At 43.8% G+C, this 22,580-nt stretch carries 18 protein-coding genes; 12 read left to right on the top strand and 6 right to left on the bottom strand.

The annotated features are described in order from the left end of the window. Positions 1-12 precede the first annotated feature (12 nt). From D6856_RS01850 to D6856_RS01835, 4 genes are all read left to right on the top strand, one after another. Positions 13-1,506, top strand: coding sequence for an aminopeptidase (locus tag D6856_RS01850; protein ID WP_243113989.1), 1,494 nt, complete (start codon positions 13-15; stop codon positions 1,504-1,506). 9 nt (positions 1,507-1,515) lie between these two features. After that, positions 1,516-2,571 (top strand): tRNA preQ1(34) S-adenosylmethionine ribosyltransferase-isomerase QueA, encoded by a 1,056-nt coding sequence (gene queA, locus D6856_RS01845; RefSeq protein WP_120685491.1) that lies wholly within the window; start codon positions 1,516-1,518, stop codon positions 2,569-2,571. A 49-nt stretch (positions 2,572-2,620) separates the two neighbouring features. Then, positions 2,621-2,971 carry a PilZ domain-containing protein gene (locus D6856_RS01840; RefSeq protein ID WP_120685490.1) on the top strand — a complete coding sequence of 117 codons (351 nt, stop codon included), beginning with the start codon at positions 2,621-2,623 and terminating at the stop codon, positions 2,969-2,971. A gap of 149 nt (positions 2,972-3,120) precedes the next feature. Then, a complete protein-coding gene (locus D6856_RS01835) occupies positions 3,121-4,170 on the top strand; it encodes a CPBP family intramembrane glutamic endopeptidase (protein ID WP_120685489.1) in 1,050 nt (349 codons plus the stop codon). On the opposite strand, the gene D6856_RS01830 is transcribed toward D6856_RS01835, so the two are convergent. Both D6856_RS01830 and D6856_RS01825 read right to left on the bottom strand, forming a co-directional pair. Then, entirely contained in the window at positions 4,167-4,787 is a 621-nt protein-coding gene (locus D6856_RS01830) for a class D sortase (protein ID WP_120685488.1), read from the bottom strand. The genes D6856_RS01835 and D6856_RS01830 overlap by 4 nt on opposite strands. After that, positions 4,784-8,119: a prealbumin-like fold domain-containing protein gene (locus D6856_RS01825; RefSeq protein ID WP_120685487.1), complete on the bottom strand. Its 3,336-nt coding sequence runs from the start codon at positions 8,117-8,119 to the stop codon at positions 4,784-4,786. Before D6856_RS01825 ends, D6856_RS01830 begins: the two co-directional genes overlap by 4 nt. Positions 8,120-8,373: 254 nt before the next feature. On the opposite strand from D6856_RS01825, the gene D6856_RS01820 reads away from it, so the two are divergent. After that, positions 8,374-9,558 carry a nucleotide sugar dehydrogenase gene (locus D6856_RS01820; RefSeq protein WP_120685486.1) on the top strand — a complete coding sequence of 395 codons (1,185 nt, stop codon included), beginning with the start codon at positions 8,374-8,376 and terminating at the stop codon, positions 9,556-9,558. Between the two features lie 66 nt (positions 9,559-9,624). On the opposite strand, the gene D6856_RS01815 is transcribed toward D6856_RS01820, so the two are convergent. The 3 genes from D6856_RS01815 to D6856_RS01805 are packed head-to-tail and all read right to left on the bottom strand — an operon-like array spanning position 9,625 to position 13,246. Continuing rightward, the gene (locus D6856_RS01815; protein WP_120685485.1) at positions 9,625-10,746 is read right to left on the bottom strand and encodes a hypothetical protein; all 1,122 of its coding nucleotides are present in this window, start codon (positions 10,744-10,746) and stop codon (positions 9,625-9,627) included. Between the two features lie 55 nt (positions 10,747-10,801). Next, a complete protein-coding gene (gene aroA / locus D6856_RS01810) occupies positions 10,802-12,130 on the bottom strand; it encodes a 3-phosphoshikimate 1-carboxyvinyltransferase (protein WP_120685484.1) in 1,329 nt (442 codons plus the stop codon). An 18-nt stretch (positions 12,131-12,148) separates the two neighbouring features. Next, entirely contained in the window at positions 12,149-13,246 is a 1,098-nt protein-coding gene (locus D6856_RS01805; protein ID WP_120685483.1) for a prephenate dehydrogenase/arogenate dehydrogenase family protein, read from the bottom strand. Positions 13,247-13,503: 257 nt separating this feature from the next. Here D6856_RS01805 and D6856_RS01800 point away from each other — a divergent pair, with 257 nt between their 5' ends. Beyond that, positions 13,504-15,594, top strand: coding sequence for an elongation factor G (locus tag D6856_RS01800; RefSeq protein WP_120685482.1), 2,091 nt, complete (start codon positions 13,504-13,506; stop codon positions 15,592-15,594). A 157-nt stretch (positions 15,595-15,751) separates the two neighbouring features. Next, positions 15,752-16,375: a class I SAM-dependent methyltransferase gene (locus tag D6856_RS01795; protein WP_120685481.1), complete on the top strand. Its 624-nt coding sequence runs from the start codon at positions 15,752-15,754 to the stop codon at positions 16,373-16,375. On the opposite strand, the gene D6856_RS01790 is transcribed toward D6856_RS01795, so the two are convergent. After that, positions 16,353-16,925, bottom strand: coding sequence for a histidine phosphatase family protein (locus D6856_RS01790; RefSeq protein WP_120685480.1), 573 nt, complete (start codon positions 16,923-16,925; stop codon positions 16,353-16,355). The genes D6856_RS01795 and D6856_RS01790 overlap by 23 nt on opposite strands. Before the next feature lie 145 nt (positions 16,926-17,070). Here D6856_RS01790 and D6856_RS01785 point away from each other — a divergent pair, with 145 nt between their 5' ends. From D6856_RS01785 to D6856_RS01765, 5 genes are all read left to right on the top strand, one after another. Beyond that, the gene (locus D6856_RS01785; RefSeq protein WP_120685479.1) at positions 17,071-18,507 is read left to right on the top strand and encodes a 2-isopropylmalate synthase; all 1,437 of its coding nucleotides are present in this window, start codon (positions 17,071-17,073) and stop codon (positions 18,505-18,507) included. Positions 18,508-18,518: 11 nt separating this feature from the next. Further along, positions 18,519-19,199, top strand: coding sequence for a GntR family transcriptional regulator (locus D6856_RS01780; protein WP_120685478.1), 681 nt, complete (start codon positions 18,519-18,521; stop codon positions 19,197-19,199). 65 nt (positions 19,200-19,264) lie between these two features. Further along, a complete protein-coding gene (locus D6856_RS01775) occupies positions 19,265-20,470 on the top strand; it encodes an NADP-dependent isocitrate dehydrogenase (protein WP_092248346.1) in 1,206 nt (401 codons plus the stop codon). Between the two features lie 116 nt (positions 20,471-20,586). Beyond that, the gene (locus D6856_RS01770) at positions 20,587-21,543 is read left to right on the top strand and encodes a polysaccharide deacetylase family protein (protein ID WP_120685477.1); all 957 of its coding nucleotides are present in this window, start codon (positions 20,587-20,589) and stop codon (positions 21,541-21,543) included. 31 nt (positions 21,544-21,574) lie between these two features. After that, on the top strand, positions 21,575-22,573 hold the full coding sequence (locus tag D6856_RS01765; RefSeq protein WP_092248352.1) for a polymer-forming cytoskeletal protein: 999 nt from the start codon (positions 21,575-21,577) through the stop codon (positions 22,571-22,573). Positions 22,574-22,580: the final 7 nt, after the last annotated feature.

The raw sequence follows: 22,580 nt of genomic DNA, 5'->3' as shown, positions 1-22,580 counted from the left end.
GAGCATGGATTAATGAGAAAAAATGTATGGACAACATACAACAAAACTCAGCTTAAAGCATGCGACAGATTTGCTGAGGACTACAAGGAATTCCTTAATAATTCCAAGACAGAAAGAGAAGCCGTTGACACTATCGTTAACGAGATAGAGGCAGCCGGCTACAGAGAGCTCAACACTCTCATCGGTACAAAGACTAAGCTTAAAAAGGGTGATAAAGTATATTGCGTCTGGATGAACAAGAGCATCGTTATGTTCCAGATGGGTTCAGACCCCATGGAGGCAGGACTTAACATCCTCGGAGCACACATCGATTCTCCAAGGCTCGACGTTAAGGTTAATCCTCTTTATGAGGACGGAGGCTACGCTTTTCTTGATACTCACTACTACGGCGGTATCAAGAAGTACCTCTACGTTGCGACACCCCTTGCCATCCACGGCGTACTTGTAAAAAAAGACGGCACGACCGTTCAGCTAAGTGTCGGTGAGGATGAGGACGATCCGGTATTCTTTATCTCGGATCTTTTGATCCATCTTTCAGCCGAGCAGATGAACAAGAAAGCCTCTGCCGTTGTTGAGGGCGAAGTACTTGACCTTATCGTTGGTAACAGACCCTTTATCGTCGACAATGATTCGGAAAAAGAGAAAAAGGCAAGCACTAAATTAACACCCGGCGAGCAGTACGCCGTTAATCATGAAAAAGAGGAAAAGAAAGAATCCGGTAAGCTCTCCGGAGCCGTAAAGCGCGGTATTCTTGCAATCCTCAACGATCTCTACGGAATAGAAGAAGACGACTTTATGTCAGCCGAGCTTGAGATCGTTCCTGCAGGAAAAGCCAGAGATGCGGGCTTTGACAGATCAATGATCATGGGATACGGACATGACGACAGAGTATGCGCATATCCTTCAATGAGAGCCATTCTCGAAGCCAAGAACCTTAAGAGAACGGCTTGCTGTATCCTCGTTGATAAAGAAGAGATCGGAAGCTACGGCGCAACCGGAATGCAGAGCAGATTCTTTGAAAAGGCTGTTGCCGAGGTTATGAATCTCACAAAGGAAGGCTACAACGAGCTTTCATTAAAGAGATGCCTTGCAAACTCCTGCATGCTTTCATCCGATGTATCTGCGGCATTCGATCCTCACTATGCTTCGCAGTTTGAGAAAAAGAACTCGGCATACATGGGAGAGGGTGTTGCGTTTAATAAGTACACCGGATCAAGAGGAAAATACGGTTCAAGTGACGCTAACGCTGAGTATATTGCAGAGATCAGAAAGGTCTTTGATAAAGAAAAGGTCGTATTCCAGTTCGCAGAGCTTGGTAAGGTTGATGCGGGCGGCGGCGGAACGATCGCTTACATGCTTGCCAAATACGGCATGAATGTTATCGATTCCGGAATCTGCGTTCTTAGCATGCATTCACTTTGGGAAGTTATCAGTAAGGCCGACCTATACGAGGCACTTCGCGGATACGTTGCTTTCCTTGAAAACATTGATTTTAGAAATGAGTAATTTGATTTTATGAGTAATAGAGCTGAACTTGGTTTATCAACAGCTGACTATTATTTCGATCTTCCACAGGAGCTTATCGCTCAGGATCCTCTTCAAAAGAGAGATGAGTGTAAGCTCCTTGTTATCGATAAGAAGACGGGTAAGACAGAGCATCACATTTTCAGTGAGATCATTAACTATCTTAATCCCGGTGACTGCCTTGTCCTTAACAACACCAAGGTTATCCCCGCTAGGCTCCTTGGTGAAAAAGAGGGCACGGGCGCAGCTGTTGAGATACTTCTTTTAAAGAGAAAAGAGAATGATGTATGGGAGACTTTGGTTAAACCGGGCAAAAAACTTCGTCCCGGTGCCAGGGTTTCTTTTGGCGGAGGAATCTTAAAGGCTGAGATCCTCGATATCGTTGAGGAAGGAAACAGACTTGTGAAATTCTACTACGACGGTATCTGGGAAGAGGTCCTCGACAGACTCGGCGAGATGCCGCTTCCTCCCTATATCACGCATAAGCTCCAAGATAAGAACATGTACCAGACGGTATATGCTAAGTTTGAGGGCTCCGCTGCGGCTCCTACCGCAGGCCTTCACTTTACGGATGAGCTCCTTCAAAAGATACGCGAAAAAGGCGTTGAGATGGCTTTTGTAACCCTTCACGTCGGTCTTGGTACTTTCAGACCCGTCAAGGTAGAAAACGTCAAAGAGCACCATATGCACACCGAATGGTACCGGGTGACGCAGGAAGCCGCCGATAAGATCAATAAGGCAAAAGAGACAGGCCATAAGGTCATCTGTGTCGGAACAACCAGCTGCAGAACAATAGAGAGCGCTGCCGATGAAAACGGAAGGCTTCGGGAGTGTAGCGGCGACACTTCGATCTTTATCTATCCCGGCTATAAGTTTAAGGTTTTGGATCAGCTTATCACGAACTTCCATTTGCCTGAGTCAACGCTTGTAATGCTTGTTGCCGCACTCGCCGGCCGCGAGAACATCCTCGCCGCATACGAGGAAGCAATCAAAGAAAGATACAGATTCTTTTCTTTTGGCGATGCGTGCTTTATAACGGATCTGTGATAGTGTATAATAAGTCGTGAAAGATTGATTGTATTATTGGAGATTTGTTATGGAAGACAGAAGAAAAAATAAACGCCTGGAGCTTTCGGGAGATATTGTTATAAAAGAGATCACAAGCGGTCCCAAGTCAGATACCGTGGAGATTGAGATTATCGATGCATCTACCGAAGGTATCGGCTTTACAACCGATAAGCAGCTTATGATCGGCGCCAATTATGAGGCGAATCTTACGCTGTGGACCAAAGAAACAGTGCATGTCTTCATCCAGATTGTCCGTGCATGGAAAGAGGGCGATACATACTGCTATGGCGGTATGTTCATCGGTATGCCTGAGGATGTCAAGATGCACATCGGAGTCTACGGAACCGTAGAGGATGCGCTTTCCGAGCTGGAAGAATAATTTAATATGAGTGTTTATGAGGCTTTCCCATGCACTGATGCCCGGGAAAGCCTTTTTTACGCCCCTTCTTAGGTCGCTTCATTTGAATAAGGATAATCATTATGGTAAGCTAGAAAGGTGTGAAAAAAACGACTATTGGAGGCACTGAAATGGATAATACTTTTAAGAAACGACTGACAACTTTTATTGCCGTAGCCTATGGCGTGACATTTTTTATGTATTTAATCATGTTCTTTGGGCTTAGAGCCGGTAAAGATCTTTCGGTATTTCCCAATGCGCAGATGATGTTCCCTGCATGCGGAGTTATACTTGGATTTCTTCTTTTTGGAGATAAGGAGAAAAAGATTCCCAAGGCCGGGTTTATAGTAGTGCTTATCACAGCGCTTGCTATGATAGGAATGTCTATTGCTTCATTGATCGTACCGGTTACTACGATTGAGACACAGGCCGGATCTGTTACAAATATAGATTTGTACAGCCAGTATGTGTTAATGGCAGGAAGCCTTATAGCTTATATCCTTTTTTGGGCATGTGGTAAGGAAAAAAGAAAAAATGTGGGCCTTTCCAGAAACAAAATAGGTATGAGTGCCCTTTTGGTATTTTTGTTTGTGGTTTTATTTATAGTAAGATTGTTGATCTCGGCATACCTTGGTAAGTTTGTATCACCTGACGCAGCCGGTAATCTTCAGGAATTGATCGGTGCACTTACCAATCCACAGACTTATATCAACGCTCTTTCCATACTGTTACTTTTCCCGCTTAGTTTTTTGGCGTTCTGGGGAGAAGAGTATGGATGGAGATATTATTTACAGCCTATTATTCAGAATAAGTTCGGACTTAGACTCGGCGTATTGATACTTGGTGTTGTATGGGGATTGTGGCATTTCGGTCTCGATTTTATGTTCTATACAACCACATCAGGCCCTGTGTATTTGCTCATGCAGGTCATTACATGCATCGGACTTGGAATATTCTTTGGATATGTATTTATGAAGACGAAGAATATATGGGCCATAGCCTTAATGCATTTCATAAACAACAATTACATTGTGGTATTTTCGGGTGGCAACGCAGACGCGATCAAGGATCAGACGGTAACACTTTCTCAGGTGCCGGTTCATCTTATCAGCTTCCTTGTGCTGATTGTATTCATCCTTGCACCTATATATAACCAAAAAAAGAATGAGGAGAACGCTTAAGCGTTCTCCTCAGTTCTTTTCGCGATTACAACAAGTCTGTGAGTAGCTATATAAATTGGAGTGCATGTATAAAGTGTTAGCTGCTCGTCATCGGTAGGATCTAATATCTCGATATCTTCGGGATTAACGACTTTAATCTCGGATACCTTGTATTTATAGGTGGTATCTCTTGTATCTACAAAAATCTCATCACCAACCTCAACTTCATCAAGTCTGTTGAAGTATTTACCAAAGTTATAATTACGATGGCCTGCGATTACGCAGTTACCGACTTCTCCGGGAGAAGCGGTATTTGGTTCGTGACCGAGGGAAGCAGAGAGGGCGCTTTTATTTGTGCCCTCTTTAACCGGCTCCTTGGAATCAATCTTGGGAATTCTTACGACATATAGAATGTCGTCTGTTCCAAATAAAGTGTCATCGCCATCTTCAAGTGATACGGTCTTAAGTCCATCCTCCGACATTTCCTCGGTTTCGGGAATGGGCTGCGCCTCATAGAAAGATGCGAGAGCGCTTTCTTTTTCTCGCGACTGTATTACGTTTATTGATATTGAGGCGATTATCATAAACAGTCCAAATACCAGTAATACCGCGCCTGTAATTCTTAAAAACAATTTCATCTTCTTTTCCTATTATGAGCTTTCTTAGGATTTATCACCAAAAGAACCGTTCCGATTATTACAGCGACTCCTCCGATGATGTAGGATACGAGAGTACCTACAAATCCACCTGTCTTGGCAAGCTTAGCGCCTGCTATGGCTTTTTTTCTGGCTCCCAATACTTCGCCGTTAGGTCCTATAATGTATTCATAATTAGGATCTCCGCCTTCGATGGTCGCTCCGTCTACAACCTCATAGCCTTTTGCTTTGATTTCTTCATCGCTAAGGAGAAGATCATCATATTCTGAGGGAGCTTTAACAATTATCTTGGGCTTATTGCCGTTGTTGGCGTTGGCGTTTGCGGCATTTTTGTTAGCGGCAGCGTTCGTATTTGCATTGGTGTTGGCAGCTGCATTATTTGCGTTTGAATCGGAGTTGTTGTTTCCGCCGTTGTTGTCGTGGTGGTCATCGCTACTGTGGTGCTTATCGGATGATCCGCCTGAGTTCTTGCTGTCCGATCCGTTTGAAGGGCCGCCCGATCCGTTGTCGGAACTATTGCCGTTCTTGTTATCACTGTTGTTGCCTGAGTTGTTGCTTCCCGAATTGTTTCCGTTTTTATTATCGTCTTTATTATCGTCGTCGTTTCCGGGATTCGGTACATCCGGCTCTTGAGCTTTGGTCTTCTTGTTAGTAAAGTTGAGGTTTACTTTATTTGTGTTTGTGACGAATCTAAAGGATTCTTCGTTTACATCATAGCCTTCCGGAGCGGTTACTTCTTTTGCAAAGTAAACTGTATTGGGTTTGAGCTTTCCGATAGATTTAGCCTGTCCGTTAGCCTTGGTAGTAAGTCTCAGTACTTCGTTTTCGTCTTCATCTGTTATTGAGAAAACTGCGCCTTCAAGAGGTGTCTCGTCTTCTTCATCAAGCTTGGTTATGGTAAACACTACTGAGTTGCTTGATGTTCCTGTATTGAAGCTGCTCTTGCTTAATGATACGCCGGAAGCAAGTGTAGCATCTCCGCCAAATCCCTGCATCTGAGCATTGTTTGAAAAATCATTATTTCCCGGATACAAAGGCAAGGCTTTATATTTCAGGATATAGCAGTTGCGGTCTGAATTATCGGGGAGAGTTACTTCGAGCTGAGTCTTTTCTCCACTTCCGCCGGAAGTATTTGTTTTATATCCTGTTGCTTCGATCTCAGCATTGTTTTCATCTTTGGCTACAGTTACGGCGCCTGTATCGGGATTGATGGAACCCATATAAAGCTTAACTGATTCTTCATCAAGCTCGAAGCTTGCACCGAGAGTATCTATGATCTTTACTCCGTTGGGAAGAACCTGCTTGGAGTTGTTGATCACAATTGAGTACTCAGCAGTTTTCTTATCCTTGGTTGCGGCTCCGGTTTTTGTTACCATCGAGTTATTGATGGTCTTTTTTGCCTTATCTGAATTTACCGTTGTTTCGGGATATTCCTTAGTCTTTATCGTAGCATTGTTGGAAATATTGATTGAACTTGCAGCGATATTATCCAAGTATGTGTCATCTTTTACTCTTGCGGTAAAGGTGATTTCTTTTCTTGAATCGTCTTCGCCGGCTTCTGCATCTTCAGGGTAAACTGTTAGGATGCCGTCACTATATGTGTAATAAGGTCTGACACCTGTATCTTTCTGAAGCTCGACGCCGTTCATCTTAATAGGCTTGTCGGTAGCAATAATGAGTTCAAGACCGCTTTCGTTCAATCCGTCTTTGACACTGATCTCAGACATCTGCATCTTGTTGTCATTGGCAACAATTCTGTACTTGAATTCATGGGTCGCATAATTGTATTTTCCAACAATTTCTTTTGTGAGAACTTTACTTTCGCAGGTTTTTTCAACTTCATCAATAACGTTAGCCATTTCTACGGAGTTCATTACTACTTTGTTTTTATATACTTTTTTACTGTTTCCTGAATAGAAATCCATTTCGGATTCTTTAAGCTGTGTAACAACGTAGAATGTTAATGTCTTATTCTTAAGGTCATCCCCGAGAGTAATTACGTATTCGCCGTACTTGTCGATTCCGTCAATCTTGGTATCGGGGTCACCTGCGTATTTATCGGATATATCGTAATCTTCACCTTCAAGGGTGGCATTGGTGATCTCTACAAGCTCCTGTCCTTCGCCGATAACCTCTCGAATATTTACATTGGTAAGAGGCTGTTTACTTGTATTGGCTTCAATTTTCCAAGTGATCTTGTGATTGGCTGCATCGTAATTTGTAAAGTTCTTTACGATACCTGGCTTTCCGATGAGCTTACCGTTTGTCTTTACAAGGTCGCTGTATGTCTTGTGCTCTTCATCACCAAATTCAAACCAAGTCTCGTTTCTCGGAACAGAAGAGTGGTTCTGCTTGAGGTAAGTATCATAGTCCTTCAGTCTGGACTTATAAGTAACGACATATTTGCTCTCGCCTGAAATATCTCCGAGTCTGATAGCAAAATCATATCCGGTTGCGCTGCCGTTATAATCAGCTGTTCCGGGAGTTGTATCAACAGAAGTATCGCTCGTGATATCAGATCCGTCTTTGGTGACTTCGATAGAATCGGTTATAAGCTTCATGTCAGTCTTGGAATCAGACTTGAACTTATCGTAAAGCACGAAGTTGCTAAAGTCATAACCCATATTATCAAGAGTGATCGTCCAGGATAATATGGCGTCGTCGCCGTCGCGCTCTATTGTTTCGGATGCTGTCTTGCTAAGCTTCATCTTATCTTTAAGCGGCGGATCAACGATAATGGGACCGGGATCTTCGGGCTTTTCATTCTCTTTGATCTTAACCTTGACCGGTGTATCGTTATTGGGGAGCTCGATAGAGTATTCCTCATTATCGCCGATTTGGTCATCGTCAAGCTTACATGCGATACCAAAAGTAACATTAGTAAGGTGCTCGCCTTCACTTTCATTTGTTACTTCAAGCAAGACGTTTCCTTCCTCGTCCAAAGTAACTACTCCAAGTGGATCGGAGAGATTATCGATATCCATTGTTATATTTTTTTCGTAGTCAGTCAGTATTTTTGGGAATTTGGGCAGAATGATCTTATCGCCCTTTTTGATATAGTTGTCGTTTCCGTCTTCGGCATCGTCGCCGTAGTTAAGGTAGAGCTCATTAAGTGTGTATTTGAGCTCAAATTGATCGCCTAAGGAGATTACATCCCCACTTTCCAAAGGCTCCCCTTCCTTGTAGAGCTCGACAAGTTCTACAATGTCTTTGACTTCCCCCTCGCCTTCTTCAGCAAGTGCACCTATCGGGAGTGAGAGGACTCCGATGCACAGAAAAAGGCACAATAAGAGTGCTTTTAAAGTTTTTTTCATACTTTGCCTCCAAAATAATATAAATTATTTCATATTAAATGTATCAAACAGATATTGTAAAATAGTGAAGATTGTGTGTCTATTTTGTGTTCATTTGGTTACCAAACACAAAATATAGTATTTTTTTGACCTGATTGTCGAGTCATCCTTGCCTAGAGTGCTTATTTTTTATACAATTATGTAGTGCGAGTGCACACGTGGCCTTGAATTTATGATCTGCAATAAGCATTTTGACTGTATTATGAGGTGAGAACATGAGGATAACAGTAGTAGGTACGGGATATGTAGGACTTTCCAATTCCGTACTTTTATCACAATATAACGATGTTACCGCGGTGGACATTGTCCCTGAGAAGGTTGATATGATCAACAAGAGACAGTCGCCCATAGTCGATAAAGAGATAGAAGAGTATCTTAAGAAGGATTCGCTCAGGCTTCGTGCGACAACGGACGCGATAAGTGCGTATGAAAACGCCGAATTTATCATTGTTTCGACGCCCACCAATTACGATGAGAAACTTAACTACTTTGATACGTCTTCTGTAAGAAGTGTTGTCGAGCAGGCTAGGAAAGTGAATCCCGACGCTTATATCATAATCAAATCCACGATTCCGGTTGGATATACTTCGGATCTTATGGATGAATATGAGACGGATCACATTCTCTTTTCACCTGAGTTTTTAAGAGAGGGAAAGGCGCTTTATGACAACCTTTATCCATCGAGAATAATCGTAGGTTACAATACGGATTCCGAGGAAGCTGAGGAGAAGGCGCACATTTTCACCGATCTTCTTAAGCAGGGCGCTCTTAAAAAAGACATTCCGACACTGTTTATGAACACGACAGAGGCTGAGTCGGTCAAGCTCTTTGCCAATACGTATCTGGCACTTAGGGTTTCGTTTTTTAACGAGCTTGATACTTATGCAGAGGTCAGAGGTCTCAATACCAAGAATATAATCGACGGCGTATGCCTTGATCCGAGAATAGGAGACTTCTACAACAATCCTTCATTTGGCTACGGCGGTTATTGCCTTCCCAAGGATACCAAGCAGCTTCTTGCCAATTATGAGGATGTTCCCAATAACCTCATCACGGCTATCGTTGATGCCAACAGGACGAGAAAAGATTATATCGCCGACAGGATCTGGGCACTTCAGCCCAAGAAGGTTGGTGTATACAGGCTCACGATGAAGGCGGGTTCCGATAACTTCAGACAGTCCGCGATTCAGGGCATTATGAAAAGAATTAAATCAAGAGGCATAGAGTGTGTGGTATATGAGCCGACGCTCAAGGAAGACAGCTTCTTTAATTCCAAGGTTATAAACGATCTTAATGAGTTCAAAAAAGAGTGTGATTTTATAATCGCCAACAGACTCACACCCGAGCTTTCGGATGTGGTAGACAAGGTCTATACGAGAGATCTTTTCGGAAACGAGTAAATACAGATAATTAAAAACAAAGGGTCAAAAGCTTCTGCTTTTGGCCCTTTATAATTGATGAGATATTTAATCAAGCTGTTCTTTTATGAAATCCTTAGCCTCTTTTCCATCTGAAAATGAGACCGCTTTCTTAAACGGATTGGATCCGTAATTGGATAGATCTTCAACGTATCCGATGGCTAGTTTGCAATCCTTCAAACCGTAGATATAAGATTCGGTGCTGTTATTTTGCAGGATTATATTTTTTTGCGGTACGTATTCATATGAGTCTTTTTGATGATGCCAATTCATAAATTGATATACATAGCCATCCTTGAATGTACAAACGGAGAAATTGTTTCCTCTTTCACCTGTGGCCATGAGAAGTTCCGGGATGTCATCATCATCAATTTTGATAAGATCATATCTGTTTGTTCTTGCAGATAGTGTTTCATAAAATCCTATGATGGCTTTATAGCCTTCTTTATAAGATTCGAATTCTCCGTTTATCTGCCCGTTGGAATAGTAATCGCTTACATCGTCTGCGCTAAATCCCCTATTAAGATATTGTGTTGCGTCAGTGATCGCGGGATAAGCAACAAAGCTGGTTCCTTCGTAATCATCAATGGGATCGTAAACCGCTGCATCACCTACAAAGAGCCATGACATTTCTTCACGATCTTTCGTTCCTGTAAAAATAATATCGGTATATCCGTCAAAGTTAACATCACAAGCTTTGAATCCGGTTATCGTGTCGGGTGTATTTATTGCATCGTGTGAAAACAAAGAAGCATAGCTGTCTGTGTGGTAATAGTATGAATAAGTAATATCAAATGCTTTGTCTGCGGGGAGGATGATAGTGCATGTATCATCACTTTCGTTAACATCAAATGTGATAGCGTATTCTTTGGGAATATCTCTTGACCAATCCAAAGATACTGACTTATTTATGTCTGCTTCAATATCAATACTTTCATAGGAAGTATGATCGGTTTCAGGGTCTTCGTCCGAAGCTGATTCGGAAGCTGAAGCGGATTCGGATGAAGAAGCTATCGAAGCTTGCGATTTTGAATTTTTATCCTGTGATATTCCATGCTTGGCAAAAAGATACCCGGAGGCGAAAATGATCACGCCTCCGATCATAATAAGAAATGAAGCGATTGGAATAATAATTCCCAATCGCTTTTTGTTTAGACTTTTGTTTGACAATTTAAATTATCCTCCTGTCCTTTAATAAGCGTTTTATGATTATAAATTCCCCAATTTATAATAACGATCTAAGATCGCTGAAAAATGTGGGATATGAGATATCCACGCATTTATCGTCTGTAATTATTGTTTCGCCTTCTGCGCCGAGGGCCGCGATAGCAAAGCTCATCGCAAGTCTGTGATCGCTGTGAGAATCAATCTCGGCACCTGTTAAAGGCTTTCCGCCGCGGATAATCATTCCGTCATCGGTTGCCGTAACGTCACATCCCATCGCTTTTAAGTTATCTACAACCGAGTCGATTCGATTGGATTCTTTTACCTTGAGCTCTGCAGCATCTTTGATGATCGTTGTGCAATCGGCTGTAGCTGCAAGAACCGCTACAACGGGTAGTTCATCAATCATTGTCGGGATATCTGCGCCGCCGATAACGAATTCTTTGTTTTCATCGCCATGGAGCTTGCTGTATTTAACAAGGATGTCGGCGCGCTTTTCGCTTGAATCATCTTCGTTTAAAAGAGTGATATCGGCGCCCATTCGCTTTAAGACATTTATGATGCCGGCTCTTGTCTCGTTAACTCCGACGTTCTTGATAAGAAGCTCGGAGCCGGGAACCATGAGCGCTGCCGCGATAAAGAAAGCAGCGGAAGATATGTCGCCGGGAACGTTTATGTCTATTGCTTTGAGTGGCTGCCCGGGATTAAGGACAGCTGCGGCTTTGCCGTCTTCGTATGTTTCATTGTGAATATCCGCACCGAAAGCTTTAAGCATGATCTCGGTGTGGTTTCTTGAAAGAGCGGGCTCTATAACTGTTGTCGCAGAATCTGCGTAGAGGCCTGCGAGTATTATCGCTGATTTAACCTGTGCGGAAGCAACGGGGCTGTTGTAAGTGATTCCGTGGAGCTTCTTTCCGCCTGTGATATGGAGAGGCGCGCAGTCATTGTCTTTTACTGAAACTATATCGGCGCCCATTTCGGATAAGGGTGTGATGACTCTTTTCATCGGACGCTTTTCTATCGAAGCATCACCTGTGATATCTGTGTCAAAAGACTGAGCGGAGAGTATTCCGGAGATCAGTCTTGTAGTCGTTCCGCTGTTGCCGGTATAAAGAAGTGAATCCGGCGCGGTCAGACCGTTTATACCTTTACCGTGAACATATATCGTCGGAACTCCGGTCATATGATTGTTCTTTTTCTCAATCTCGATCCCAAGCTTTCTGAAGCAATCAATCGTCGAGAGGCAGTCTGCGCTCTCAAGGAAGCCGGTGATCGTTGTGGTTCCTTCGGCAAGAGCACCGAACATGATGCTTCTGTGAGAAATGGATTTATCTCCGGGAACCGTTATTTTGCCTTTTATCGGTGATGTAGCTTTGCTAAGTGATATCATCTTTTTTCCTCAGGTGATTTATTTCTTGTATACGTTGTAGCCCTTGTCTGCGAGTATCTCGATGGATTTTTCCAAGCTTGCGTTATCGTGAAGTTCGATCTTAAGCGTTCCGCGCTCATACTCTCTGTTGTGAACGATGCCGATGTTCTTGATGTTGATCTTGTTCTCGGAAAGAAGGAGAGCAACGCTTGCAAGGCAGCCGGGCTGGTCGTCGATCTCAACGTTGATGCTGTGTACCTTCTGGATCGGTCCGCTTGAAGTCTCGATAAATGATTCTCTGTATTCTCTTGCGGATGAAAAGAAATCAAATATCTTATCAGTCTCTTTTTCGTCGATGGCAAGCTTGATCTCATACAATGAATCAATGTATTTGCCAAGAAGCTCTGAGATGTTGTCTGCGTTGGTAGTGCAGATCTGTTGCCACATAACGGGTGAAGATGAGGAGATACGCGTGATGTCCTTGAATCCGCCCGCGGCGATGGTCTTCATGAGCTGATCTTCCGAATCGTTGTCTTTTACCAGGTTGACGAGCGAAGCGGAGATGACGTGCGGAACGTGGCTTATTGCCGCTGTGATGTAGTCGTGTCTGTTGTGGTCGACTACAAGCGGGATCGCGCCGATCATCTTGACGAGATCATAATATTTATCAAGTCTTTCTTTTTCCGTAGACTCTGTTGTTGTGAGGATGTAATAAGCGTTTTCCAAAAGAGATGACTTGGAGTTGCCAAAGCCGATTCTCTCGGTACCTGCCATCGGGTGTCCGCCGATGAACTGGGATTCAAGTGAAAGCTCTTTTATCTTCTCATGGATCCCTGTCTTGACGCTGCCGATATCCGTGAGCGTCGTCTTCTTATCAAGGAAGGGCAAGAGCTTGTCGATGTTGTCGTTGTTGCACTCGACGGGTGCGCAAAGGAAGATGTAGTCGCAGTCCGAAAATTCTTGACCGATCTCGTAAAGGGGCAGGTCTACAATCTTTTGCTCATATGCCTTGTCTACGGTCTCCTTGTGAGGAGTGTAGGCTATGATGCGTGATGTTGGCTGCTTTTCTTTTATTGCGCGGGCTATCGAGCCGCCTATAAGTCCAAGGCCGATAAAGCCGTAGGTTTCATTGTTCATGTAAAAAAATCTCCTAAGTAATATACGCCTTTATTTGAAGGCGAAAAAAATCGTAAGTAGTGAATTACACTATAACACTTTAATGTACGAAAATCAAATGCATAAAGGCTTGAATGCTATGTGAGAACGTTGTGCAAAATCACCTATAACTCTTGTTTTGGTACAGTATCTTTAGTAAAATATCATTATAAGTTTTTGGGGGACTTGTATCATATCTCATACATATTACCCAAAATGAAGCGACTGGAGGACAAGATATGAACGTTTACACAACAGACAAGATCAGAAACGTTGTACTGCTTGGGCACGGCGGTGCCGGCAAGACAAGCTTGGCTGAATCAATGGCTTATCTTGCAGGTATTACATCTAGGATCGGTAAAGTGGAAGATGGAAACACTCTCAGCGATTTTGATAAGGAAGAGCAGAAGAGACATATTTCTATCAGCACATCAACAATTCCCATGGAATGGGATGGACACAAGATCAATGTCCTGGATACTCCCGGTTTCTTTGATTTTGTCGGTGAAGTAGAGGAGGCTATAAGCGTTGCCGACGCGGCGATCATCGTAGTTTCCGGCAAGGCAGGAATAGAGGTAGGTACAGAAAAAGCGTGGGAGCTTTGCGAGAAGTATAAGATTCCCCGCATGATATTCGTAGCAGATATGGATATCGATGATGTTTCATACAGACAGGTCGTACAGGATATGACCGATAAGTATGGAAAAAAGATTGCGCCTTTCAATTTACCTATTCGTGAGAACGAGAAGTTCGTCGGATACGTAAATGTTATTCAGGAGAAGGGCTTTAGATGGCAGGGTAAGGAAGTTGTTGAATGCGACGTTCCCGAGTACAACCAAGCCAACCTTAAGATCTGCCGTGACACTCTTTTAGAGGCTGTTGCAGAGACATCCGAAGAGTTCATGGACAGATATTTTAACGGAGACACTTTCTCAGAATCGGAGATAAGAGCGGCTGTCCGCACCAACGTATGTGACGGCAGCATCGTTCCCATCGAGATGGGTTCAAGTACTCTTTGTCAGGGTATTTACACTCTTATGGATGATATCGTTAAGTATATGCCAAGTCCCGAGAATCGTAAGATGGCGGGCATCAACACCAATACCAACGAGATCTTCGAAGCTGACTTTGATTTCTCAAAACCCAAAACAGCTTTTGTATTTAAGACAATGATTGATCCTTTCATCGGTAAGTATTCACTTATCAAGGTTAGATCGGGTATCTTAAAGCCCGACGACGTAATGTTCGTTGCCGGAAAAGATACTGAGGTTAAGATTGGTAAGCTCTATATTCTTCAGGGAAATAAAACTTCCGAAGTACCTGAGCTCCATGCGGGCGATCTCGGCGCACTTCAAAAGCTCGATGTAGCTACGGGCGATACGCTTTCAACCAAGGCTACTCCCGTTCAGTACGCTAAGATGGATATTTCTCAGCCTTACACGGTTATGAGATACCACGCTCAGAACAAGCAGGATATCGATAAGATCGCACAGTCACTTGCCAAGATCGCGGCTGAGGATCAGACGATCAGGGTTGTAAATGACGCCGAGAACAGACAGACTCTTTTGTACGGCATGGGTGACATGCACCTCGATGTTGTTAAGAGTAAGCTTGAGAATATCTATAAGGTAAACATCGATCTTACCAAGCCTAAGGTTGCGTTCAGAGAGACGATCAGAAAGAATTCTGACGTTGAGTACAAATATAAGAAGCAGACAGGTGGTCACGGTCAGTACGGACACGTTAAGATGCGCTTTGCTCCTTCGGGAGATCCGACAACTGCATATACCTTCGATCAGGAGGTTGTAGGCGGAGCGGTTCCCAAGAACTTCTTCCCTGCAGTTGAAAAGGGTATCGCAGAGTCTGTTCTTAGAGGACCTCTTGCAGCTTATCCCGTTGTGGGCGTTAAGGCTACACTTTATGACGGATCGTATCATCCTGTTGATTCGTCCGAGATGGCGTTCAAGGTTGCGGCTTCCAATGCCTTCAAGAAGGGCTTCATGGATGCAACTCCCGTTCTTCTCGAGCCCATCGTATCTCTCAAGGTTACGGTTCCTGACAGCTATACAGGCGACGTAATGGGCGACCTTAACAAGAGAAGAGGAAGAGTGCTCGGAATGAATCCTACCGCAGCAGGCAAGCAGATCATCGAGGCTGAGGTTCCTCAGATGGAGCTCTACGGATACTGCACACAGCTTCGTTCAATGACGGGCGGCAGCGGCGAGTTCGAGTATGAGTTCAACAGATATGAGCAGGCTCCTTCGGATGTTCAGGCAAAAGAGGTAGAGGCAAGAGCAGACAAGGTTGCAGCTGCAAATTCGGAAGAGTAATAAGTATAGAAAGATTATTTGGCCGGGAGCTTGTGATGAGCTCCCGGCTTTCTTTTTTTGGAAAAAGAGCTTGCATTAATTGTTAGCAAGCGCTAACATGTTTTTGTTGAGAAATGTTTACACTTATAGCTATAACTTCTTTTGGAGGAAATGAAACATGGGACTACTTAAAAAGGTTTTTGTACAGACACGTAAACCCGAAGGTGTTTTGGGGAAGATGATGGTTAGTGGTATGAATAAGGGACATGCGAAAGTTGCTGACTGGGGACTTTCACATCTTCAGACAATAGCTCCTTCTGAAATGCTTGAGGTTGGATGCGGCGGCGGTAGAAATGCCCGCGCGCTTATGAAAAAGTATCCTTCCGCTAAGATGACTGCTATCGACTATTCCGATACATCGGTTGCGACAACTAAAGCTTACAATGCGGATATGATAGAAAAAGGCAGATGCGAGGTAAGACACGGCGATGTGTCCGCACTTGATCTTGAAAGCGATAAGTACGATCTTGCAACTGCTTTTGAGACAATATATTTCTGGCCGGGACTTGAGAAGTGTTTTAGCAATGTTGCCAGAGTCCTTAAACCGGGCGGAACCTTCATGATCGTCAATGAATCCGACGGAACCGACAAGGCATCTTCTTATTATGAGAGTATGATAGAAGGCATGAAATGCCACAAGGCAGAGGATATCGTTAACGCCCTTAAGAGCGCAGGATTTTCTTCCGTTAAGACGGACGTTCACGCATCAAAGCCTTGGATCACGGTTCTTGCGAAGAAGTGATGTTTGTAAATGCTTCAAGCTCGCAGTTTTGCTGGAGGTTGCTCCAGAAATCTTTGAGCGGTGTTTTGCGGAGTTGTGAAATAAGCCCGCAATTGAGAGCGCCGTGGGCAACGACGAGAATTGTCTTTCCGGCGTTCATATCGGGAATAAGGACTTCTTCTATAAAGGAAGAGGTCCTTTCTTTTAATGATTCAAAAGATTCAGAGCCTCTGATCGGCACGTATTCTTCCGGATGCCTGAATAGGTTGCTCAAAGGGAAATTCGGGTCTTTAAAATAACCGCGGACGCCTTCGTATTCGCCGAAGCACATCTCTTTTAACCTATCATCTGTTATGATTGGGATATCTCTTCCTTCCAATATTAATTCAGCAGTCTCTTTTGCCCTAAGTAAGGGAGAAGAGTAGCAGACATCAAACTTGATATCGGAATATCTTATCCCGGCGGCTTTCGCCATCTCTTTTCCGTTTTCATTTAATGGTATATCGGTGTGACCCTGGAGTCTTTCTTCTTTATTCCAGTCGGTCTGCCCGTGTCTTGTTATATATAGCATTTTTTTCTCCGTTTCAGTTTTGAGTAAAACGCAAATATTAAAAAAAGTCAAGAAAAACTAGATAAATACTGACCTTGACACTCATGGTATGATTGTATACAATTATACGCGATGACCATTTTAGTATTTAGTGAGGAGTTTATTCATGAGTGAGACTAGTGCATTTCAGAACAGGCCGGTGACCATGAACGACAAGAATAACTTGCTTCAGATCGAGGAGCACATGTATATTCTTGACGATGTTCAAAAACCAAACGTTTTCAGAAATATGTTTCCCTATGAGGAAGTTCCCAAGATTCCATTTAATGATAGGATTGTTCCACATAATATGCCCAAGGATATCTGGATCACAGATACGACTTTCCGTGACGGACAGCAGTCAAGGGCTCCTTATACAACCAAGCAGATAGTCGACATCTTCGACATGCTTCACGAGCTTGGCGGCCCCAACGGTATGATCAGACAGAGCGAGTTCTTTTTATACAGTAAGAGCGATCGCGACGCGGTCTACAAATGTATGGAGAGAGGCTACAAGTTCCCTGAGGTTACGAGCTGGATCCGCGCAAGCGAGGATGATTTTAAGCTGGTAAAAGAGATTGGGATGAAGGAGACGGGTATTCTTGTATCTTGTTCCGATTATCATATTTTCTTAAAGCTTAAGATGACAAGAAGACAGGCGCTCGATCATTATCTTAGCATCGTCAGAGCTTGTCTTGAGGAAGGAATCAGCCCCAGATGCCATCTTGAGGACATAACAAGAGCCGATATTTACGGCTTCGTTGTTCCTTTCTGCGTAGAACTTATGAAGTTAAAAGAAGAGTACGGAATTCCAGTTAAGATCCGTGCTTGCGATACAATGGGCTACGGAGTTAACTTCTCCGGTGCCGTTATTCCCAGAAGTGTTCAGGGTATCATCTATGCGATCAACACCAACGCGGGTGTTCCCAGTGAGCTTATCGAGTGGCACGGTCACAACGATTTCTACAAGGCCGTTACCAACTCAACAACGGCTTGGCTCTACGGCTGTTCATCCGTTAACACATCTCTCTTCGGAATCGGAGAGAGAACGGGTAACACACCTCTTGAGGCTATGGTATTTGAGTATGCACAGCTCAAGGGTACGCTCGACGGCATGAACACACAGGTTATTACAGACCTTGCCGAGTACTATGAGAAGGAAGTAGGCTTTACCGTTCCTGCAAACACACCTTTTGTTGGCAAGAACTTCAACGTTACAAGAGCGGGTATCCACGCTGACGGACTTCTTAAGAACGAGGAGATCTACAACATCTTCGATACGGAGAAGTTCCTAAGAAGACCTCCTGTAAGCGCCGTTTCAAACACATCCGGACTTGCAGGCATTGCTCACTGGATCAACATACATTACAAGCTTCGCGATGAGCATGCTCTTTCCAAGTCATCACCTCTTGTTACCAAGATAAAAGAGTGGGTTGATAAGGAGTACGCAGGTGGACGAGTTACAGTTATGACTGATGCCGAGCTTATTTCCGAGATCAAAAAAGTCGGCAAAGAACTTGGAATAGTTGTTAAAGAGGGTGAGATTGTCTCATCTTCCAAATAAAGGGGAACATTATGGATAATCAAGACTTAAAACAGGAAGTAACCGATAAGTATTCACTTAGAGGCAGAGTTTTCCATCGTATCAGAGAAGATATCCTTAACGGCAAATACAAGGATCACGAAGAACTTAAGGAAGTTGCGATCGGACAGGAGCTCGGCGTCAGCAGAACTCCCGTAAGAGAAGCGTTCAGACAGCTTGAGCTCGAGGGACTTATTCAGATCATTCCCAACAGAGGCGCATACGTTACGGGCATCAAGGTCAAGGATATCGAGGATATCTATATGATCAGATCCAAGCTCGAGGGACTCTGCGCAAGATGGGCTTGTGAGAATATCTCAAAAGAACAGCTCGAGGAGATGGAAGAGAACATCTACCTCGCTGAGTTCCATGCGGCCAGAGGTCATATGGAGCAGATGGCTGAGCTCGACAACAGATTTCACAATATTTTATACGAGTCATGTAATTCCAAGATGCTTGAGCATCTTTTGAAGGACTATCATCAGTACGTTTGGAGAGTTAGACAAAAGACTCTTTCCAGCAGCAGAGGCGCTGTTTCCAACGTTGAGCACAAATTTATCATGGAGGCCATTAAGGAGAATAATCCCGACAAGGCCGAAGAGCTTGCCAATCAGCACATGATAAATGCTTATGAGAATATGGTTGAGAAGGGACTTCTTGCCATGTTTGAGTAATGGCGGATAGCCCTTTTACAGGCACATGCGATATATACACAACATCTTTTGAAAGGACAGATTTAATGAGTAAGATTCAGATGACAACACCCATCGTTGAGATGGACGGCGACGAGATGACCAGAGTACTGTGGCAGATGATCAAGGATAAGCTTATTTTACCCAGTATCGACCTTAAGAGCGAGTATTACGATCTCGGACTTAAGCACAGAGACGAGACAGACGATCAGGTAACCGTAGACAGCGCCAATGCAACACTTAAGTATGGTGTAGCCGTTAAGTGCGCTACCATTACTCCCAACAATGAGCGTGTTGAGGAATACAATCTCAAGAAGATGTGGAAGAGCCCCAACGGTACTATCAGAGCAATCCTTGACGGAACAGTTTTCCGTACACCCATCATGGTAAAAGGAATCGAGCCCAACGTAAGAACATGGGTAGAGCCCATCACACTTGCAAGACACGCATACGGCGATGTTTACAAGAACGTTGAGATCAGAGTTCCCGGAGCAGGTAAGGCAGAGCTTGTATTTACCGCTGAGGACGGAACTGTTACCAAGGAAACCATCTTTGATTTCAAGGAGCCCGGTATCATTCAGGGTGTTCATAATAAAGATGCTTCGATCAGAAGCTTTGCAAGAGCTTGCTTTAAATATGCTCTCGCCGAGAAAAAAGAGCTTTGGCTCGGAACCAAGGATACCATCAGTAAGACATACGACAGAAGATTCAGAGAGATCTTTGAGGAAGTATTTGAAAACGAATTCAAGGCTGATTTCGAAAAGGCGGGAATCACATATTTCTACACACTTATCGATGACGCCGTTGCCCGTGTAATGAAGTCTAAGGGCGGATTTATCTGGGCTTGCAAGAACTACGACGGAGACGTTATGAGTGACATGGTTTCTTCCGCGTTCGGTTCACTTGCGATGATGACTTCTGTTCTTGTATCTCCCACAGGAGTTTACGAGTATGAGGCAGCTCACGGAACCGTTCAGAGACACTATTACAAGTATCTCAAGGGAGAGCCTACATCAACCAACCCTGTTGCAACTATCTTTGCTTGGACAGGCGCTCTTCGTAAGAGAGGCGAGCTCGACGGAATAAAAGAGCTTATGGACTGGGCTGACAAGATGGAGAAGGCAACTCTTTCAGTTATCGAGTCAGGCCGCATGACAGGCGATCTTGCACTTATCACATCTCTTCCGAATCCCGTAAAACTCGGAAGTGAAGAGTTCCTTGATGCTATCGCTGAAGAATATGCAAAAATGTAATTAATAACACGCCCTCATCATCAAACGGTAACACGCGTTATTGTTGAAGATGGGGGCGTGTTCTGATATACTATACTCTGGTTGAATATTCATGGGGGAAATGTTTTTTATTCAAAATGGCGTACGATAAAGGTGGGAGAAAAAGTGAAAAGGTACTGTACAACAGGCGTATCCGAAGGTTTCGCAAATTCATTCTGATAACCGTCGCCGCCGCTTGTCTTATTCCCACTTTAATCTGCATTATTTTATCCATAAGATTCGACAGACTTAAGACTGATTACAATCAGACCAAGGCTGATCTTGACTGGTACAGAGAGCGCTTTGGCGATGAGATGGAAATCTTGGCCGAGGAGAGTGAGGATAAGAACTCGCCCGGAGCCTTTGGGGAGAATCCCGATATCGATTATACGGATGTCGATGTTATCGGAGCTCAGAATCCCGAAGATATCGAGGGTACCAGATATGTGTATCTTACTTTTGATGACGGCCCGAGTGTCTATACCGAGGAGATACTTGATATCTTAAAGGAGAAAGACGTTAAGGCTACATTCTTTGTATGCGGCAAGCCTAAATATGAGGACAGCTACAAGAGAATAGTTGATGAGGGTCATACCTTGGGTATGCATTCCTACAGTCATAAGTACAGTGATATATATGCTTCACCCGAAGCTTTCCATGATGATCTTAAGAAGCTTAGAGTTTTTTTGTATGAGAATACCGACACTATGTCCAAGTATTACAGATTCCCGGGCGGAAGCTCCAATAATGTCAGTAAGGCTGATATGAACGAGCTTGTCGGAATACTTGATAACGAGGACATTACGTTTTTTGACTGGAATGTTTCCGCCGGAGATGATAAAGCGGGCGCCACCAAGGACGTTATTTGTGCTAATATAGTAAATAACATACCTAAGTTTAAACATTGCATTGTTCTTATGCATGACGCAGCGGATAAGAAGGCCACGGTAGAGGCACTTCCCGAGATAATCGATGCAATAAACGGTATGGAAGACACAGTGATGGTTCCGATAACAGATGATACGTTACCGGTTCAACATATCAAAAACAACTAAAACAAACTACTAGTAAGGGGAGGATATCAGGATGGGATTTTTTTCTGAGCTAAAGAGCGATCTGTCCCAGGCGGTTAACACTCTTATGCCGGATGACAAGCTCGAAGGGGCAAACGGTCTTGATAAAGACAAAGCAGCTGAGGAAACGGTTAAGGTGAGTGAGGTCGATATCGACAGCATGCTTAATCGCCTTGATGACATCAAGCTTGAGGACATCACAAACGAAGAGACTAACAAAGAAGAGGAAGCTACTTCTGAAGTTAGTACCGAGGAGGTAGTAACTCCCGAGGAAGAGAGCACTGTGAACGAAAGCGAAAGCTCTTTTGCGGAAGCTTCCGAGGAAAAAGAAGCTGAAACGACAGTATTCAATGAGATCGAGGAACTTACTGAGGAACTCGAAGATAAGATAGAAGAGGAGACTCAGGCCGAGATAGCAAACGAAGAGCCCAAGAGCGCTCTCGAAGCTATCAACAACGAACACATTGATGAGTACATTGCCAAGAGCAATGAAACTGATAAATCTAATAATGATGGGGGAAATGAAACTATGGAATTTGAACAGCAGACACCAACCGATGAAATCGCTAACATCACCGAAGGAATGGTCATCAACGGTGACCTTCAGACAACAGGTTCTCTTGATCTTGTAGGTAAGATCGTAGGTAACGTTAAGGCTCTCGGTAAGCTCAATGTTACAGGTGAGATCCAGGGTGATTCAGATGCGGCTGAGATCTATGCAGAGGCAGCAAGGATCACAGGTGAGGTAAGAAGTAAGGGAAGCGTCAAGGTAGGACAGAGCACTGTTATAGTAGGTAACATCTTTGGTTCAAGCGCAGTTATCGCAGGAGCCGTTAAGGGTGATATCGACGTACACGGACCTGTAGTTCTTGATACAACAGCAATCGTTATGGGTAACATCAAGTCCCAGTCTGTACAGATCAACAACGGTGCGGTTATCGAGGGTATGTGCTCACAGGCATACGCTGACGTTAATCCTTCAGAGTTCTTCGAGGGACTTAAGAATAAATAATTACAGA

Source organism: Butyrivibrio sp. XB500-5 (genome assembly GCF_003625505.1).
In the GTDB taxonomy this organism is placed as follows: domain Bacteria; phylum Bacillota; class Clostridia; order Lachnospirales; family Lachnospiraceae; genus Butyrivibrio.
The sequence above is the reverse complement of the archived record's forward strand: the minus strand, read 5'-3'. Positions and strand labels throughout refer to the sequence as shown.

Coding starts and splice junctions, on each gene's coding strand:
- D6856_RS01850 (WP_243113989.1), top strand. CDS start 13: ATGAGAAAAAATGTATGGACAACATACAACAAAACTCAGCTTAAAGCA.
- queA (WP_120685491.1), top strand. CDS start 1,516: ATGAGTAATAGAGCTGAACTTGGTTTATCAACAGCTGACTATTATTTC.
- D6856_RS01840 (WP_120685490.1), top strand. CDS start 2,621: ATGGAAGACAGAAGAAAAAATAAACGCCTGGAGCTTTCGGGAGATATT.
- D6856_RS01835 (WP_120685489.1), top strand. CDS start 3,121: ATGGATAATACTTTTAAGAAACGACTGACAACTTTTATTGCCGTAGCC.
- D6856_RS01830 (WP_120685488.1), bottom strand. CDS start 4,787: ATGAAATTGTTTTTAAGAATTACAGGCGCGGTATTACTGGTATTTGGA.
- D6856_RS01825 (WP_120685487.1), bottom strand. CDS start 8,119: ATGAAAAAAACTTTAAAAGCACTCTTATTGTGCCTTTTTCTGTGCATC.
- D6856_RS01820 (WP_120685486.1), top strand. CDS start 8,374: ATGAGGATAACAGTAGTAGGTACGGGATATGTAGGACTTTCCAATTCC.
- aroA (WP_120685484.1), bottom strand. CDS start 12,130: ATGATATCACTTAGCAAAGCTACATCACCGATAAAAGGCAAAATAACG.
- D6856_RS01805 (WP_120685483.1), bottom strand. CDS start 13,246: ATGAACAATGAAACCTACGGCTTTATCGGCCTTGGACTTATAGGCGGC.
- D6856_RS01800 (WP_120685482.1), top strand. CDS start 13,504: ATGAACGTTTACACAACAGACAAGATCAGAAACGTTGTACTGCTTGGG.
- D6856_RS01795 (WP_120685481.1), top strand. CDS start 15,752: ATGGGACTACTTAAAAAGGTTTTTGTACAGACACGTAAACCCGAAGGT.
- D6856_RS01790 (WP_120685480.1), bottom strand. CDS start 16,925: ATGCTATATATAACAAGACACGGGCAGACCGACTGGAATAAAGAAGAA.
- D6856_RS01785 (WP_120685479.1), top strand. CDS start 17,071: ATGAGTGAGACTAGTGCATTTCAGAACAGGCCGGTGACCATGAACGAC.
- D6856_RS01780 (WP_120685478.1), top strand. CDS start 18,519: ATGGATAATCAAGACTTAAAACAGGAAGTAACCGATAAGTATTCACTT.
- D6856_RS01775 (WP_092248346.1), top strand. CDS start 19,265: ATGAGTAAGATTCAGATGACAACACCCATCGTTGAGATGGACGGCGAC.
- D6856_RS01770 (WP_120685477.1), top strand. CDS start 20,587: ATGGCGTACGATAAAGGTGGGAGAAAAAGTGAAAAGGTACTGTACAAC.
- D6856_RS01765 (WP_092248352.1), top strand. CDS start 21,575: ATGGGATTTTTTTCTGAGCTAAAGAGCGATCTGTCCCAGGCGGTTAAC.